Origin of the sequence: Pseudomonas sp. Leaf59, from assembly GCF_920984685.1 — a bacterium.
Taxonomy (GTDB): Bacteria; Pseudomonadota; Gammaproteobacteria; order Pseudomonadales; family Pseudomonadaceae; genus Aquipseudomonas.
In genome coordinates, this window is record NZ_CAKLBR010000003.1 from 43,161 (window position 1) to 56,391 (window position 13,231).

Annotated in this window: 22 protein-coding genes; 6 read left to right on the top strand and 16 right to left on the bottom strand. The window is 57.2% G+C overall.

Features of this window, described 5'->3' with window-relative positions; translation table 11 throughout:
• Positions 1–64: 64 nt before the first annotated feature.
• The 9 genes from codB to LUB09_RS03690 all read right to left on the bottom strand — a co-directional run bounded on the left by codB (position 65) and on the right by LUB09_RS03690 (position 5,398).
• Positions 65–1,333: a cytosine permease gene (codB, locus tag LUB09_RS03650; RefSeq protein ID WP_231421651.1), complete on the bottom strand. Its 1,269-nt coding sequence runs from the start codon at positions 1,331–1,333 to the stop codon at positions 65–67.
• Between the two features lie 162 nt (positions 1,334–1,495).
• Positions 1,496–1,936 (bottom strand): GNAT family N-acetyltransferase, encoded by a 441-nt coding sequence (locus LUB09_RS03655; protein ID WP_231421652.1) that lies wholly within the window; start codon positions 1,934–1,936, stop codon positions 1,496–1,498.
• Between the two features lie 84 nt (positions 1,937–2,020).
• Positions 2,021–2,377, bottom strand: a complete 357-nt coding sequence (queD, locus tag LUB09_RS03660) for a 6-carboxytetrahydropterin synthase QueD (protein WP_003237990.1) — start codon at positions 2,375–2,377, stop codon at positions 2,021–2,023.
• A 63-nt stretch (positions 2,378–2,440) separates the two neighbouring features.
• Complete coding sequence (locus LUB09_RS03665; protein ID WP_044483140.1) at positions 2,441–2,653, bottom strand: helix-turn-helix transcriptional regulator; 213 nt, start codon at positions 2,651–2,653, stop codon at positions 2,441–2,443.
• Entirely contained in the window at positions 2,650–2,877 is a 228-nt protein-coding gene (locus tag LUB09_RS03670) for a hypothetical protein (RefSeq protein WP_231421653.1), read from the bottom strand. The genes LUB09_RS03665 and LUB09_RS03670 overlap by 4 nt, the downstream gene beginning before the upstream one ends.
• 36 nt (positions 2,878–2,913) lie before the next feature.
• Positions 2,914–3,384 carry a hypothetical protein gene (locus LUB09_RS03675; protein ID WP_231421654.1) on the bottom strand — a complete coding sequence of 157 codons (471 nt, stop codon included), beginning with the start codon at positions 3,382–3,384 and terminating at the stop codon, positions 2,914–2,916.
• A 73-nt stretch (positions 3,385–3,457) separates the two neighbouring features.
• Positions 3,458–4,543, bottom strand: coding sequence for a DNA-methyltransferase (locus tag LUB09_RS03680; protein WP_231421655.1), 1,086 nt, complete (start codon positions 4,541–4,543; stop codon positions 3,458–3,460).
• A 49-nt stretch (positions 4,544–4,592) separates the two neighbouring features.
• On the bottom strand, positions 4,593–4,967 hold the full coding sequence (locus LUB09_RS03685) for a hypothetical protein (RefSeq protein WP_220381696.1): 375 nt from the start codon (positions 4,965–4,967) through the stop codon (positions 4,593–4,595).
• Entirely contained in the window at positions 4,967–5,398 is a 432-nt protein-coding gene (locus LUB09_RS03690) for a hypothetical protein (protein ID WP_057008963.1), read from the bottom strand. Before LUB09_RS03690 ends, LUB09_RS03685 begins: the two co-directional genes overlap by 1 nt.
• A gap of 99 nt (positions 5,399–5,497) precedes the next feature.
• On the opposite strand from LUB09_RS03690, the gene LUB09_RS03695 reads away from it, so the two are divergent.
• Positions 5,498–6,130, top strand: a complete 633-nt coding sequence (locus LUB09_RS03695) for a hypothetical protein (RefSeq protein WP_231421656.1) — start codon at positions 5,498–5,500, stop codon at positions 6,128–6,130.
• On the opposite strand, the gene LUB09_RS03700 is transcribed toward LUB09_RS03695, so the two are convergent.
• Positions 6,127–6,630 (bottom strand): DUF4406 domain-containing protein, encoded by a 504-nt coding sequence (locus tag LUB09_RS03700; protein ID WP_231421657.1) that lies wholly within the window; start codon positions 6,628–6,630, stop codon positions 6,127–6,129. The genes LUB09_RS03695 and LUB09_RS03700 overlap by 4 nt on opposite strands.
• A gap of 45 nt (positions 6,631–6,675) precedes the next feature.
• On the bottom strand, positions 6,676–7,455 hold the full coding sequence (locus tag LUB09_RS03705) for a DUF2786 domain-containing protein (RefSeq protein ID WP_231421658.1): 780 nt from the start codon (positions 7,453–7,455) through the stop codon (positions 6,676–6,678).
• Positions 7,456–7,533: 78 nt separating this feature from the next.
• Between LUB09_RS03705 and LUB09_RS03710 the strand changes: the two genes are divergently transcribed.
• The 4 genes from LUB09_RS03710 to LUB09_RS03730 all read left to right on the top strand — a co-directional run bounded on the left by LUB09_RS03710 (position 7,534) and on the right by LUB09_RS03730 (position 9,496).
• A complete protein-coding gene (locus LUB09_RS03710; RefSeq protein ID WP_078825168.1) occupies positions 7,534–7,719 on the top strand; it encodes a hypothetical protein in 186 nt (61 codons plus the stop codon).
• 410 nt (positions 7,720–8,129) lie between these two features.
• Positions 8,130–8,483 carry a hypothetical protein gene (locus LUB09_RS03715; RefSeq protein ID WP_231421659.1) on the top strand — a complete coding sequence of 118 codons (354 nt, stop codon included), beginning with the start codon at positions 8,130–8,132 and terminating at the stop codon, positions 8,481–8,483.
• A 311-nt stretch (positions 8,484–8,794) separates the two neighbouring features.
• Positions 8,795–9,160 carry a response regulator gene (locus LUB09_RS03725; RefSeq protein ID WP_231421660.1) on the top strand — a complete coding sequence of 122 codons (366 nt, stop codon included), beginning with the start codon at positions 8,795–8,797 and terminating at the stop codon, positions 9,158–9,160.
• A gap of 132 nt (positions 9,161–9,292) precedes the next feature.
• Entirely contained in the window at positions 9,293–9,496 is a 204-nt protein-coding gene (locus LUB09_RS03730) for a hypothetical protein (RefSeq protein ID WP_231421661.1), read from the top strand.
• Positions 9,497–9,507: 11 nt separating this feature from the next.
• On the opposite strand, the gene LUB09_RS03735 is transcribed toward LUB09_RS03730, so the two are convergent.
• Positions 9,508–10,110 (bottom strand): hypothetical protein, encoded by a 603-nt coding sequence (locus LUB09_RS03735; RefSeq protein WP_231421662.1) that lies wholly within the window; start codon positions 10,108–10,110, stop codon positions 9,508–9,510.
• 97 nt (positions 10,111–10,207) lie between these two features.
• Between LUB09_RS03735 and LUB09_RS03740 the strand changes: the two genes are divergently transcribed.
• Positions 10,208–10,579, top strand: a complete 372-nt coding sequence (locus LUB09_RS03740) for a hypothetical protein (RefSeq protein ID WP_231421663.1) — start codon at positions 10,208–10,210, stop codon at positions 10,577–10,579.
• A gap of 130 nt (positions 10,580–10,709) precedes the next feature.
• On the opposite strand, the gene LUB09_RS03745 is transcribed toward LUB09_RS03740, so the two are convergent.
• The 4 genes from LUB09_RS03745 to LUB09_RS03760 all read right to left on the bottom strand — a co-directional run bounded on the left by LUB09_RS03745 (position 10,710) and on the right by LUB09_RS03760 (position 13,222).
• Positions 10,710–11,195: a hypothetical protein gene (locus tag LUB09_RS03745; protein WP_231421664.1), complete on the bottom strand. Its 486-nt coding sequence runs from the start codon at positions 11,193–11,195 to the stop codon at positions 10,710–10,712.
• 69 nt (positions 11,196–11,264) lie between these two features.
• Positions 11,265–11,861 (bottom strand): hypothetical protein, encoded by a 597-nt coding sequence (locus LUB09_RS03750; protein ID WP_231421665.1) that lies wholly within the window; start codon positions 11,859–11,861, stop codon positions 11,265–11,267.
• On the bottom strand, positions 11,858–12,475 hold the full coding sequence (locus LUB09_RS03755; protein ID WP_231421666.1) for a lambda exonuclease family protein: 618 nt from the start codon (positions 12,473–12,475) through the stop codon (positions 11,858–11,860). The genes LUB09_RS03750 and LUB09_RS03755 overlap by 4 nt, the downstream gene beginning before the upstream one ends.
• Positions 12,476–12,478: 3 nt before the next feature.
• Positions 12,479–13,222, bottom strand: coding sequence for an ERF family protein (locus LUB09_RS03760; RefSeq protein ID WP_231421667.1), 744 nt, complete (start codon positions 13,220–13,222; stop codon positions 12,479–12,481).
• Between the last annotated feature and the right edge of the window lie 9 nt (positions 13,223–13,231).

Sequence of the window (13,231 nt, forward strand, 5' to 3'; positions counted from 1 at the left end):
GGCAAGTTCCTCTTGGCTAAAAACAATCAGGCGGCCGACAGATTACCATCGGCAAGGGTAAGGCTCATGCCTGCGCGTCAGCCAGTGGTTCGCGTACGTGCAGTACGGCGGTGAGCAGCATGTAGGTCAGGGACGCGGCGACTATCCCCACCAGTGGCGCCACCCAGGGCGAGCTGAACGCCAGCACGGTGCCGACGGCATATGCCGCCAGTCCCGGCCAGTTGAAGGCGGGCAGGCGGGCGACGGCCAGGCGCGGGTAACGGCCACGATAGCGGTAGAAGAAGTCTGCCATGATCACTCCTCCTATCGGGGGGATCACGGTGCCCAGCAGAATCAGGTACGGGACCAGCATGTCATACATGCCCAGCAAGGCCAGCAAGGTGCCGATCACTGCGCCGGCCAGGGTCACGGTCTTGCGGCGGCGAGTGCGTAACAGGTTGCAACCGGCCACGGCGAAGTTGTAAATGGTGTTGTCCTGAGTGCTCCAGATGTTGAGCAGCAACATGGCCATCGCCGCCATGGCAAAGCCTTGCAGCAGCAACACTTCAACCACGTCAGGTTGCTGATAGACGATGGCGCCATAAGCGCCGATCAACACCATCAAGCCATTGCCGACAAAGAATCCGATCAGACTGGCCAGCACCGCGACTCTGGCCGAGCGGGAAAATCGCGTCCAGTTGGTGGCCTGGGTCGCCCCGCTGACAAAGGTACCAAACACCAGTGTGATCGCCGTGGACAGGTTCAACTCACCCGTCGGCACCACCGCCAGCAGGCCATCCAGCCCGCCGACCTGTACCGTTGCCACCCACATCGACAGGCACAGCAGAATGCCCATCGCCGGCACCGCGATATACGACAGGATCTCAAGGCCGCGATACCCCACGTATGCCGTCGCGCAGAACACCAGCCCAAACAGCACCATCAAACCCAGCACGCTGCCCTGGCTCAATGCGAAATATTTGCCCAGTACCACGGCTGCCGTGGCGGTACCCCAGGCATACCAGCCGATCTGGGTAAAACCGAGAATCAGGTCGCTGAGCTTGCTGCCCACCTCGCCGAAACAGAAGCGGCCCATCAGCACGGAGTTCAAGCCGCTTTTGAACGCGATGTATCCCAGTCCTGCAGCGTAGATGCCCAACAGCAGGTTACCCAACGCCACGACACCGAGCATATCGACGAAGCTGAACGCCACACCCAGCTTGCCGCCGGCAAACATGGTCGCGGTAAAAAAGGTGAACCCCAACAGCACCATCGCGGTGGACGCCAAGCCCTTGCGCGCATGCAGCGGGACCTCGCTGAGAGGGTAATCGTTGCCCGGTTCGTACTGCGTCATGTGCCTTGCTCCCTGATGGTTGACGCAGGTGTGTTGCACCGCGCGTGCCAAACCGGCAGGCGGTCAATAATCACTGCACCGTACTTTTAGCCATCTGAAAGACCGGTGCTCACCCAGCGCGAAAGCGGTGCAGCAGTGAGACACATTGGATCGTTAGCTGAGTCAGAGTTGTTTGCTCATATACACCCTGCGCAGGCCGTTCTCGACGCAATGATGGGTTTTTACATAGCCTCTGCGAGTGTAGAGCGCGATATTCTCGGTCATGGCTTCATTGGTGTAGAGGACGATGCTCGTAGCGCCCGACTGAACAGCCTGTTGCTCGGCAAAGTCCATCAACTGCCGCCCGAACCCGAGGCCCTGGGCATTCGGGTCAACGGCCAGGTTCTCCAGCAAGAGCGCATTACTGGCAACGGCCAGGATGATAAAACCCTGAACCCGCCCGCCATCGTCCAGCACATGCACCCCGCCGCAGGCAACCCGTTGGTGATAGTCCTCCAGCATCGGGCCGGGTTTACGACCGATGCGCTCTATGTACGGCGCGTAGGCGGCCTGGACAATGAATTCAATGGCAGTGACATCGTGGGCGGTAGCGGGGCGTATCATTGTTGCGGGCTCCGTCGAAAAATGACTGGTATGTGACCGTGCACAAAAAAGCCACCCGCAGGTGGCTTTCCATTCATCAACCGCTCACTCGCCGCGATAGATGCAACCGCTGGTGCAGGTCTCATGGATGCGGATCGCGCTGAGTTCCGGCAGCAGAGGTTTGAGTTCGGTCCAGATCCACTTGGCCAGCACTTCGCTGGTCGGGTTTTCCAGGCCGGGGATGTCGTTGAGGTAGTTGTGGTCGAGGCGTTCGTAGAGCGGCTTGAAAATTGCCTTGATCTCCGAAAAGTCGCGAATCCAGCCGGTATGGGGATCCAGGTCGCCGCTGAGATGGATCGCCACTTTAAACGAATGCCCATGCAGGCGCCCGCACTTGTGGCCTTCCGGTACATGGGGCAGGCGATGGGCGGATTCGAACGTAAACTCTTTGAAGATTTCCACGGTATAACCTGTAAGGCAGGGTTTTAAAGGGCTCTGTGCGATTGTCAGCTTTTGGTGTACTGATCAATGTACTGATTGGTCGTTGCTGGGCGTAATTGAGGTCATCCATTCGGCGATTGCCGACTGGCGCCAGGCGACTGAGTTTGGCCCTATTCTAACCTGTTTTGGGAAGGTGCCCTCTCTGATCCGACGATAAACGGTATTACGCCCCAGGCCGGTCGTGTGAAGCACCTCATCCAGGCGCAGGAAGCGATCAATATTTTCTGCTCTGTTCATGGCTCTCTCCTTGCGCCCGCCGTGGGCCGCGCTGTCTTGATGATGTGAACGACCAGGCCGAAGGTGATCAGCATCCAGGCGCAGGTGCCGGCGAAGGCGTAGATCACTGCTTCGGTGGTGCCGGCGGTCAGCAGGTCGGGCCCGACCCAGAAGAACCAGCAGAGTGTTCCGATCAGGTACAGCAAAGCGCCCAGTACAATCAGGGTGAGTTTCATAGCGAACATGGGGTGTCCTTGCCGCGCTGGGCGGCAGAAGGTGGGTTAGGATTTTGCCGCTTTGGCGTGGCCTACGCAGACTTTGGTGGGTTCTCCGTCGCCGTCCAGGTGCGCGTGGCACAGGAAACCTTTCGGGTCGTGCGCCATGAATTCTGCGTCGCAGGTGGTGATGGGCGACTGGTTTGCGATTGAACCGAGGCGATAGGCGCAGCCGTGGCAGGCGCCGGCGGGGTCGCATTTGTTTGCGATCATCACTCCCTGACACGCGCCGATGATGGTGGGTAGGTTTACCCCGGTAAATTTGTCGGGATGCACACCGCACTCGATGATCAGCACCTGATCGCTCATTTCGGCGCAGTTGCTGGCAACCGAGTTGGCCATCCCGATAAATTGAGCCATGAACTCAACCAGGCGCTGGGAGCCGTTCAACTGGAGATACTTCGTCAGCGCTTGGCGGCGCATTGGGAGATCGAGCTGGGCAATGCCCGCCAGGTCCTGGGCATCGCTCCGGTCCATGCTGTATTCACAATTTGCAGGCATAGAAATACCTCGCCCGCCGTTCAGCGGCAGGCATGTCGGGGGATTGGGGTTAGGCTGCTGGGTGTTGCACGGTGTCGCGAAAGACATCCATCTGCGCCGCGCCGTCGAGCCAGGCGGCCGCGATCCGGCGTTCAGCCATTGCGGCGTATTCGGGGTTCAACTCGCATAGGATCGATTTGCGACCTTCTTGCATGGCGACCACCGCCGTAGTGCCGGCACCGCCGAAAGGGTCAAGCACGACGCCGCCGAGTGGCGCGCCGGCCAGGATGCATGGTCTGATCAGGTCAGGAGGGAAGGTGGCGAAGTGGGCGCCCTTGAATCCTTGCGTTGGAACGTTCCACACACTGCGCTTGTTTCGAGTATCCAAAGGCCAGTCACTTTCCTCTCGGCCTGGTCGGTGCGTTCCCAGCGACTGCCCAGGGATGGGCTGCCCTCGCTTTGATTCATCGCGCTTGAAACTATCCCGCTTGCTGCGCACAGCTTTCATTGGGCCGTTTGACCTTCCTGGAACACGATCACTGCCGCATTGTTGATCGATATCCTGAGCCATTCGCGTGATTGAGCTGAGCGCTACAGGCTCCTTGATTGCATCCTGGTCATAGTAATAACGGGGTGACTTGCTGAGCAGGAATACGTATTCGTGTGACTTTGTGCACCGGTCCCTGGTGGATTCAGGCATGGGATTTGGCTTGCTCCAGATAATGTCCTGTCGCAGATACCAGCCATCGTCCTGCAGGGCAAAAGCCAGTCGCCAGGGGATGCCCATCAGGTCCTTGTGTTTCAGGCCGGCGGGAGCGGAGCGCCATCCAGTGGCTGAGCCCTTGCCGGCCCACGCTCCATCACCACGTTCCGCCATATACGACCCGCCGCCGCCCCGCCCTCCAGATGCGTAGGTGTCGCCCATGTTCACCCACATCGTCCCATCATTGCGCAGAACCCGCCGCACTTCGCGGAACACTTCTACCAGGCGCGCGATAAATTCAGGGGGCGTTTGCTCCAGGCCGATCTGCCCTGCCATACCGTAGTCCCGAAGCCCGTAGTAGGGCGGCGACGTGACACAGGTGCTCACTGATTGGTCTGGCAGCGTCCGCATCGACTCAATGCAGTCGCCGATCAAAACGCGATGCTGTTTCATGGCCTGGGCCCCTCGTTGTTGAAGATGTAGGCGAACCAGAGGGTGGCGATCATAGTAGGTGCGCTCCTGCTTCCAGTAGGCCGTCTCGGTCTAAGCGCAGGTTGTCGCGCTCATGCCTGAGTTCGTCGCGCTCCCTTAGCAAAGCCTTGATTGCCGTTGAGATGTTCCGGTGGCCGAGGGTGATGGTGATGGCCTGGGCCTCGTCGAAGAGCTTGACCTTCTGGTCTCGGTCGTCCGCTGCTCGCGCTGCCAGCTCTTTTTCGTGGATATTGAGGCAGCGCTTGCAGGTGACGTACCGCCAGTCATTGGTGAGCTGTTCGTCGGCCATGTCGCCGTCTGTGCCGCAATAGACGTGCTCCGGCGGATCCTGATCTGCCTCGGTGCCGCCATCCCACGGGTATAGGTGAACCGCACGCCCGCTCATCAGCACTCGCTCCAGTTCATGGCCTGGATGTATTCGCACGGGACCATCAGCCTGTCGGGCGGCACGGTGCTCGCGGTACGGGTATCGCCGAAATACGCAATCGCAGCCTGGGCGCGCTCGAGCGCCAACTGGGCATGGCGCATCTGCCAGGACTTGCGCTGCTTGTAAGAGCGCAGCGCCAAGGATTTATCGGTATACGCGAACCTTCGGCCGTGCTCGCCGCCATCCTTCAGCACGCGCTTGCGGTACTGCTTCAGCAGGGATTCACGCTGCGAGCCACCGAAGAGGTTGTCGTGGAATTCATCCACGATGTACCAGCACTGCTCGGTTTCGCCGATAACCACGAATTTTTTGCAGGTGACTTCCAGGCCTTTCGGGTCGAGCTCGTCGACGTAGCGATAATGGTCCGGGCCGAGTTTTATCTTTTCCATGGTCGAGCTCGTCCTTGCCGCTATAGCGGCTGACTTTGAAGGGGGAGGGGGATTTGAGCTATTGTTAAGCTACAATGAATGGCTACGGATGAGACCGTTATGGATAAGCACGTACTCGGAGTTTACTTAAGCGAACTAGAGTCACAATCGCTGATGGCCTTAAACGCTATTAATGTCCTTGATAAAGTTACCGCGATAGATCATGAACAAATGATTGATATGGGTTCTGAGCAGCGAATAGAAATTAACAAAGAATGCTTTCGTTCAGTTCACAGCTTCTTAACGCACCTTAGTAATATTTCACGATTAATTTGGCCTCCAGCACTATCCCCGAAGCAGAACTGCTTTTGTGATAAGCCCCGTGCTATGGGGCTTAAGTGTAATACCTGCGTAGCTCGGATGCGCTCTGCGGAGATCTTGTCCGCTCTAAATATTATAGATCCAGAGCATGTGCTAAAAAACCGAACCTTGAGGGATCATTTAGAACACTTCGACGAACGTATCGATCATTGGATGCAAACGAGTGAGCGAAGAAATTATGTTCAAGATTACATTGGTGCCAAGGGAGGAATTCAAGGGATGGAGGAAAGCGATATGATGAGGCAGTATGATCCGGACAATGGAAATTTCACATTTCGTGGGGAAACCCATAGTTTGGTTGATCTTTTTGCAGGGTTGCAAGATTTACTTGGTCGGACTAGGGATGCCATATCAAAGTCCCGAGCCTTTTAATTCTTTCTCGGCAATAACAGATCATGGGCATTCACAACCGTCATGCCGAGGCGTTCGGCGATCAGCACTTCCAGTCGGGCGCCTTGCGACTTCTCCCAGTCCGGCAGCAGGGCGATCATTCCGCACAGGCCTAGGCGAGTCAGGTCGTAGGCCATGTAGTCGGCCCACTGCGCACCCTCGACCACACCGTGATCTGCTGGGTTCTCGACTTCGTAGCCCAGGGCGCGCAGATGGTTGGCCACGGCATTGAAGGCTGGGTAGTTGAAGTCGGCGATACCCGTCATGGGGCCGGCCACGTAGACGCGGTTGGCGCGGGCGGCCTGAAGGGTTACGCCTGGCTTGCTGGCGAGCGTCTTGCCGCGCTCCAGGCCCATGGCGTAGGCCGCGTCCTGGAACACCATCAGGTCATCTGAGAATCGCTCTACCTTGCCCACGTACTGCTGGTGCAGGCGCTCGATGGCATCATGATCGGCGGGGTGGTTTCGGTTTTCTGTAGGCATGGTGAGTCCTTGCCGGGCCATGCCCGGGCGGTGGAGTGGGGAGAGTCAGGCGATTTGGGATAGCGCAAGGATGTCTTCGCCGCCGCGCGCGATGCCGGCGTGCAGTTCCACCTTGCTGCCAGCAAGCATCCCGGCGATCTGGGCGTTCAGATCCATCTCTAACGCCTTGCCTTTCCTGGGCTTCCCGATTTCCTGGGTGGCGAGATATTCGCTGATCAGCGCCTTGTCCTGCTCCTGAATCGCGACGAGGTCTTTGCCGGTGGCGCGGCTCCCGAGCGGATCATCTTCGCCTTGAGGCACAAGCGCTTTCAGCTTCGACTGAACCTCCCACACCCATGCCAGTGCAAAGTGATCGCCGGCAGTTTCTGCTGAATACTGACTGCGATGGACGCCAGATCTGACGCACGAGCAGTACTCCTTGCGCGCCTGAGTAAGCTTGGCGTGCAGTGCCTCATACGCGTACAGGGCTATGTTCTGTGCGGGAGAAACACCGACGAAAGTCGCGCGCTCAATGACTTGGCCTTTTGCGGAACACCACGTCCGGTGCCGCAGGGTCGTGCAGCTGAATGCTTCTGCTACAGCGATGCTCAGCTGCTGATCCCACGCTGGTCGACGCTTGGTGCGGAACAAGGCCGACTCAACCTCACCTACGTCGCTCAACTTCAAATCCATCTCGGTCAGCCGGTACTCGCGCATCAATGCCTGTGCCTGCCGGAGTGCGGTTGCGGCTTCGTTCTCGTTGGCGCTTTGGGCAAGTGCCAAGCAGTGCTTGATCTTGCGGATCGCGCGCTCGAGCTTCTTTTCTTCGATCTGTTGTGCGGACATAGGGGATCCTCGCCGGCTGGCGTGATTCGTAAATTGGGTTGATGATTTGCACTCAGCAAATACCTGACGGTGACTGCGATGAGCACGAAAACCGATGTGGAAGCGATACGCCTGATCGGCGCTGAGGTTGTCCGCCTGCTGAGCCTTCCTGATGAAGCGCTCGAAGCTGAGGTGCGCCCAGGCCTTAAGCTGATCGCTGACCTGGCGAAGTGGCGTGACCTCGCCGGCCTGCCTGCTACTGAGCCGGCTGGCGTGATTCGTTAATGAGTGGGCGCATATGATTTCCCGCAGAACCAAAATCAGAAAATGAAGTCTTCATATTGGTTTGCAGCCATTAATTAAAACGGACAAAAAATCATGAGCCTAATTGACTGCCCTGAATGCTCTGCAAAAATCTCTGATAAAGCCTACTCCTGCCCCCACTGCGGAAATCCTTTTCGCGAGCCGCCATCTGGCCGCTATTTCAGCGAAAAAAACATTGGGCAGATTGCCGGGGTTACCGGCGTCTGGCTAACAGCTCCTTGGCTCGCACGGATGGTGTTTGGAGTCGTCGCTGTGATTGCGATAGCGGCAGTTTTCATAGTTCGCTCAAGCTAGAATCTAAAAATATCTGCGTCCGAGATTGATATGGGGTACTACGGGTGACCGGCATGGAGCCGGATTAAGGAGATGCAATGAAACTCAATGACGAATTCGAGCCAAAATGCCCAGGCTGCAAGCCTGATGTATCGAATTTCGGTGCGACTCAGGTGATGGTCGATCGCGCAGATAAACCGGTCACTATTCTTTCCTGCGTGGATTGCGGTCACGTTGTCGGCGCGTTTCCCGGTAATGCATACCAGGAACCTGTCATAGAAACGAAGGCAGCGTCGGTCAAGTCATCTTGCTGCGGCTCTGAGAAGCTTGTCGCGTACCTCGATCGACACAGTTCCGGCTTAAAGGATCAGCCAGCACTGATTCTTTGTGGTGAGTGCGAAAATACAGTTATCGCGACTCTGCCGGCCGCTTACGTTTGGACTGATATTTAACTCAGTGCCGCCCTCCGTGACTGGACTCGGCGAGTAGGAAGGCCGGTCTCCCGGCCTTGGTGATACTTCGGATCAAACGCGCCCAGCGACAACACGGCAGCTTCGCCAATATTGCGTTGAAGTACTGCCTTGAACTCCTGGGCGATGTCTTGGCGCTGGACCTCTTCGCCGACCCAGCGCAGTTTCAGAACTGGCTGCGAGCTGCTGGTACTGACCGACAGGCGTAGCGTGATTACTTGGTGAAAATGAGGGAACCCGCTGCTCGCCGCCGTTTCATATGGGTATCCCATATAAAAAATCAGGAAGCGATCATGGAGAGAGTTGTTCTTGTTGTAGAGGATGAGCCCTTGCTTCTGGAGCTGGCCCAGGAGGTTCTGGATTTGGAGGGGCTTCAGACCATTGGTGCTCCAAACGCGGATAAGGCTCGGCTGATTTTGGAATCCACATCCAACGTTGGGCTAGTGATTACCGATATAAAAATGCCAGGGAAAATCAATGGATTTGAATTGGCTTGGCTGATTTCTGAGCAATGGCCAGAGATTCCTGTCCTCGTAACATCTGGCCATCAGCGTGTTCGGGCAGACGAGCTTCCGCCAAATGCAAGATTTCTCCCAAAGCCTTGGCTGCTTGGTGATTTCATCGACCAGTCGGTTGCAATGCTTGGCGTTCAACCCTGAGCACACCGTAGCGCCTCCAGGAACGCTTATCAAAAGTCAGCCGTGTGGTCGGATAGGCCTAGCCGGCTGGCGTGATTCGTTGATATGGAGTATTACGGATGACCGGTATGGAGCCGGATCAAGGAGCGTTTCGTGAGCGATAAGCCTTCAGACAGAGAAGTGGCGAAGCTGATCGGCATAACTGAGAACGAGGTTGGCACCTATCGTGTCAATTCCGATCTGAGATCCGACGGTAGATGGCTCATCTATTTCGGATACCAGATGCCTGAAGCTTTGCGCAAAGGGCTAACTGGGAGCTTCACTTTCTTAATGCCTGAGATGGATTTAGCGCAATAGGTGAGCACTGTTCAGGCTGTGATGCGATCGCCAATCACCGTGGTGGTGAACTGAACGGTGAACTCGGTGACCAGCTCAAATTCGCCGCCGCAGGTATCACAGGTCATGTTCTTGTCGCCGTAATCTTCCGACTCAATGTGGATCACTGTGGCGCAATGCGGGCATTTGCATTCGTCCTGGCTGCGGTAATCCCACTTGTCATAGTCGGTCTCGGCGACCTTGGCCAGCGCTTCAGCTTTCGCAACGGCGTCTTCTGCGTCCTGACAAGGTTTGCAGGTGAATCCGTCAGGATGGCCCCAAGGTGTTTCCGTAAGCTTCGAGCGGTGGGTGCTGCACAGTCGGCAAACGTTGTGCTTATCGCACACTGAGTAGCTGTACTTCTCACCGGTTCCGTTGCACTTCGCACAACCAGAAACCCAATACCAGGCGCCATCGATTCGCTCAGCGTACAGGCCGTTTTCCGGGGGCCGCAGGCTGACTTCAGGCAGGTCAGTAGTGGTACGGTGAAATCTGTGATGATCCGCCCCGTTCCACACGTTGAGGCTGCCGTTGCGTTGGCGCTGGGTCCACTCACCCGGAATCTCCGTGATCAGGATCTTCGTGTTCTTGTCCATGGATTATCTCCAGTCAGGCGCCGCACTCCGGTGACCGGTGGTGGCAATTTGGTTTGGGGTGGAGTATTAATGCCGAAATTTTTGAAGGATCAAAACTATGCGTATTTGGATTGGCTCACTGATGTTGCTCACCTCTGCTGTAGCGCTCGGTGATGAGGCACAGCTGAAGCAGTGGGAAAAGATGGATCGCTGCTCTAACGCAGCTTTTATCGTGGTAAATATCTTGGAAGAAAGCGCAGACACCTCCAAGCAGGCGATAGCTCTGCATGGTGCGGTAGAAGGACTCAAAACCAACACAAAATTGAAAGAAACGACGCCGACTGGAAACGAAGTCGTTGGTGCCTATAACTTTGCGCTTCGGATCTCTTATGAGATGCCTCGTCCCTTCGCAAAGCGTGAGCATGATTGGCTCATTGCTCAGGCCGCTACTGCATGCACTTTATGGGTTCCAAGTGTTAGCGCTCAGTAATTAAAGCTAGTGGATGGCCGGCGCTCATTTATCGATCGAGCCACTGACCTGATCATGCCGCTATATCAAATTTACGGCCTTTCCAGTCCCGGCGGCGCCCTCCGTTACCGGATGCAGCGAGTAGGGTGGGTTATTCGTCGCCGTCGTCTTCGGCGTTCATTTGGAGCGATTCGGCGAATCCTGCTTGCCGTAATTTGCGCGCCACGTTTTCAGATACGGTCATATCGTGGCGCGGAACTGAGAACAGGTAGGCGGACCTTTCAGCGCCCAGCGAATGGGCATGAGCGATCAAGCGCCAGATGGTGGTGCGGTTCTTTGTCTCACCCAGATCGGCGGTGAGCGCTGCCAGCCGGTCACGCATTCCCTGACGGAAGTAGTGGCGGATGATGCCGGACTGCCCTTTGACCGTAGGAGGCGCCGGCGGCAGATCCTCAGCCCGACCATTCAGCACCAGCAGCTGTACCGCCTCGCTGACTTCCTCGATCTCATGCCAGCGCATCAACTCGTCGAGCATCTGGCGAGTGCCGTAAGGGACCGTGTGCCGCAATTCCTGCTCGCCCAGCTCCTGCCGTTTCTCGGCAAGCCTGGCCGTTCGTTCTTCCTGGGTCACAGGCATGGCCTACCTCTTCTATTCCGCTGGCCGGCAGTGCGAGCCAGGTTTGACGTTTGCGTTGCTGGATGCGGGCTATGCGGCGCATCGTGTGCCGCCCGGCGTCGACAATGGGTAGTCAATCGAGTGATTCTTGAGGATGCGCGCGAACGTTTTGGCGCTGATACCAAGCTTTCCACAGACCTTGCGACGGCTGACCCCTAATTCCATGAACGCCTTGATGCGCTCGGCGAACCTAGCGTCTCGCTCCGCCATCGCCTTGATCCGTTCGGGATTGCCATGCCGCCCAGGCGGAACAGCCTTGAACCTGAAGTTGAATTCGCGAGACATATTCAGCAGCATGCGCCGGCTTATTCCGGTCATGTTGGCGACTTCGCTTTGGCTGTGGAGCGGCGCCAATTCCATGACCCTGACGGCTCGCTGGCGGCGCGCTTCGATCTGATCTTCACGCTTGGTCGGAGGCGTAGGTGGAAGAGGCTCGGCCCTTCGCCGAACAAACGGCTTCGGCGCCGGCGGCATCTGGTTGCTGTAGGTGATCGGCTTGGGTATGTAGCCGCAGGCCGGGCCTTCTTCGATCTGCCCGCCAGCCTCCAGGAACTGCTCGACCTGGGCAGCAAGCTCGTTCGATGCGCCTCGAAGGCGTTCTACTTCGTTCTGTAGGATGCTGATCATGCTGCGATCCCCAAGACCCGATTCATCCGGTCGTCCAAGATTTCGTAGAAGGTGCTGACCCGCTCCGACAGCTTGCGGATCATCGCCTCATCCCGGTACGCGCGCTTGATGAACAGCGGCATACCGGGCCAGTAGCAAACGAAGTCGATCCACTCGCGCTCCGAGACCCATAGGCCGCCCTGGCACTGGGCAACGTGTTCTTTTGGAATCTCGCCCGAAAGAATCACTTCGACCTGGAATTTCGGAAGTTTGGTTTTGATTTCCGTCAGGCCAGTAGGCCCAACCAGAGAGTCGGGCGAGTACCCGGCACCGTGATTGAGGATGATCGCCACCTGTTTGGTTTCGACTTCTTCGCGCTGCTCGTAGAGTTTGCGGGCGACACCTTCCAGTTCGTGGCCGCGCTCAGTGTGGCGGTTTCCCATAAATGGGTCCGCTGCTTCACCGGTGATGCGCTCCCCGATCAGCGTGTTCATGTAGGTGAAGGCGCCGGCGCCGAAACCTGACTCACCCTTGCCGTTGACCAGCAGGCATTCCAGTTCGGAGCAGGTGACGATACCCAGGCGCAGGGCCAGCCATTCCGGCGAGCCCTGCTCAACTTCAGTGATTATTTGCATGATCTACACCTGCTTATTGGTGTTTGCCGATTTGGTGAGAGCGGCAAGCACGGCGTCAAAATTTTCCTTCGTGATGCTTGCTGGCTTGCCATACAGCTCTGCGAACTTGCCTTTCGCCGTCTCGCTGCATTTTTCCAGAAGGGCCTGTAGTTGTTTTGCCTGTGCCTGGGTGACCAACTGATCAGATGGCTCGACATAGCCGTCATTGTCGTTGTCGTCGCCGCTGGTGATGTTGAGTAGGGCGCACATCACATACCGCTTCCCGTAGGTTGTGGTCGAGCCAACCGACTGCACGGCGCTGCGCCCGGCGCCGGTATCAAGCGGCAGGATCATGGTCGTTTCTTCGCGATGCCCGGCCTTGTGCATCAGAATGCCGGTGATGCTGACGCCTGCGGCCTGGTTGACGATCTTGAACGACACACCAAAGCCAAACTTGGCCATGACCGGTCGCACCGCGTAGTTGATGTCGTCCAGGTCGGCGTACATCTTCTTGGTGTGCGTGTTCTCGGTGCGCTTTTCCACGGAAGACATTTCGCACTGCATTTCGGCGAACGCAGCGTTGAATGCCTCCAGCGCGCTCTTCGCCTCCATCCGATCCTGGAGCTTGATCAGGCGCTCCAGCTTGTCCATGTCGCAGCGAGGATCAAGGGCAAGCCGGCTGATAGTCGACAACATGCTGATTTCTTGCGCTGGCTGGGCGGAAATTTGGCGATCGCGCTCCAGGGGCATGATGATTTCTTGGGACATTCTGGGTAC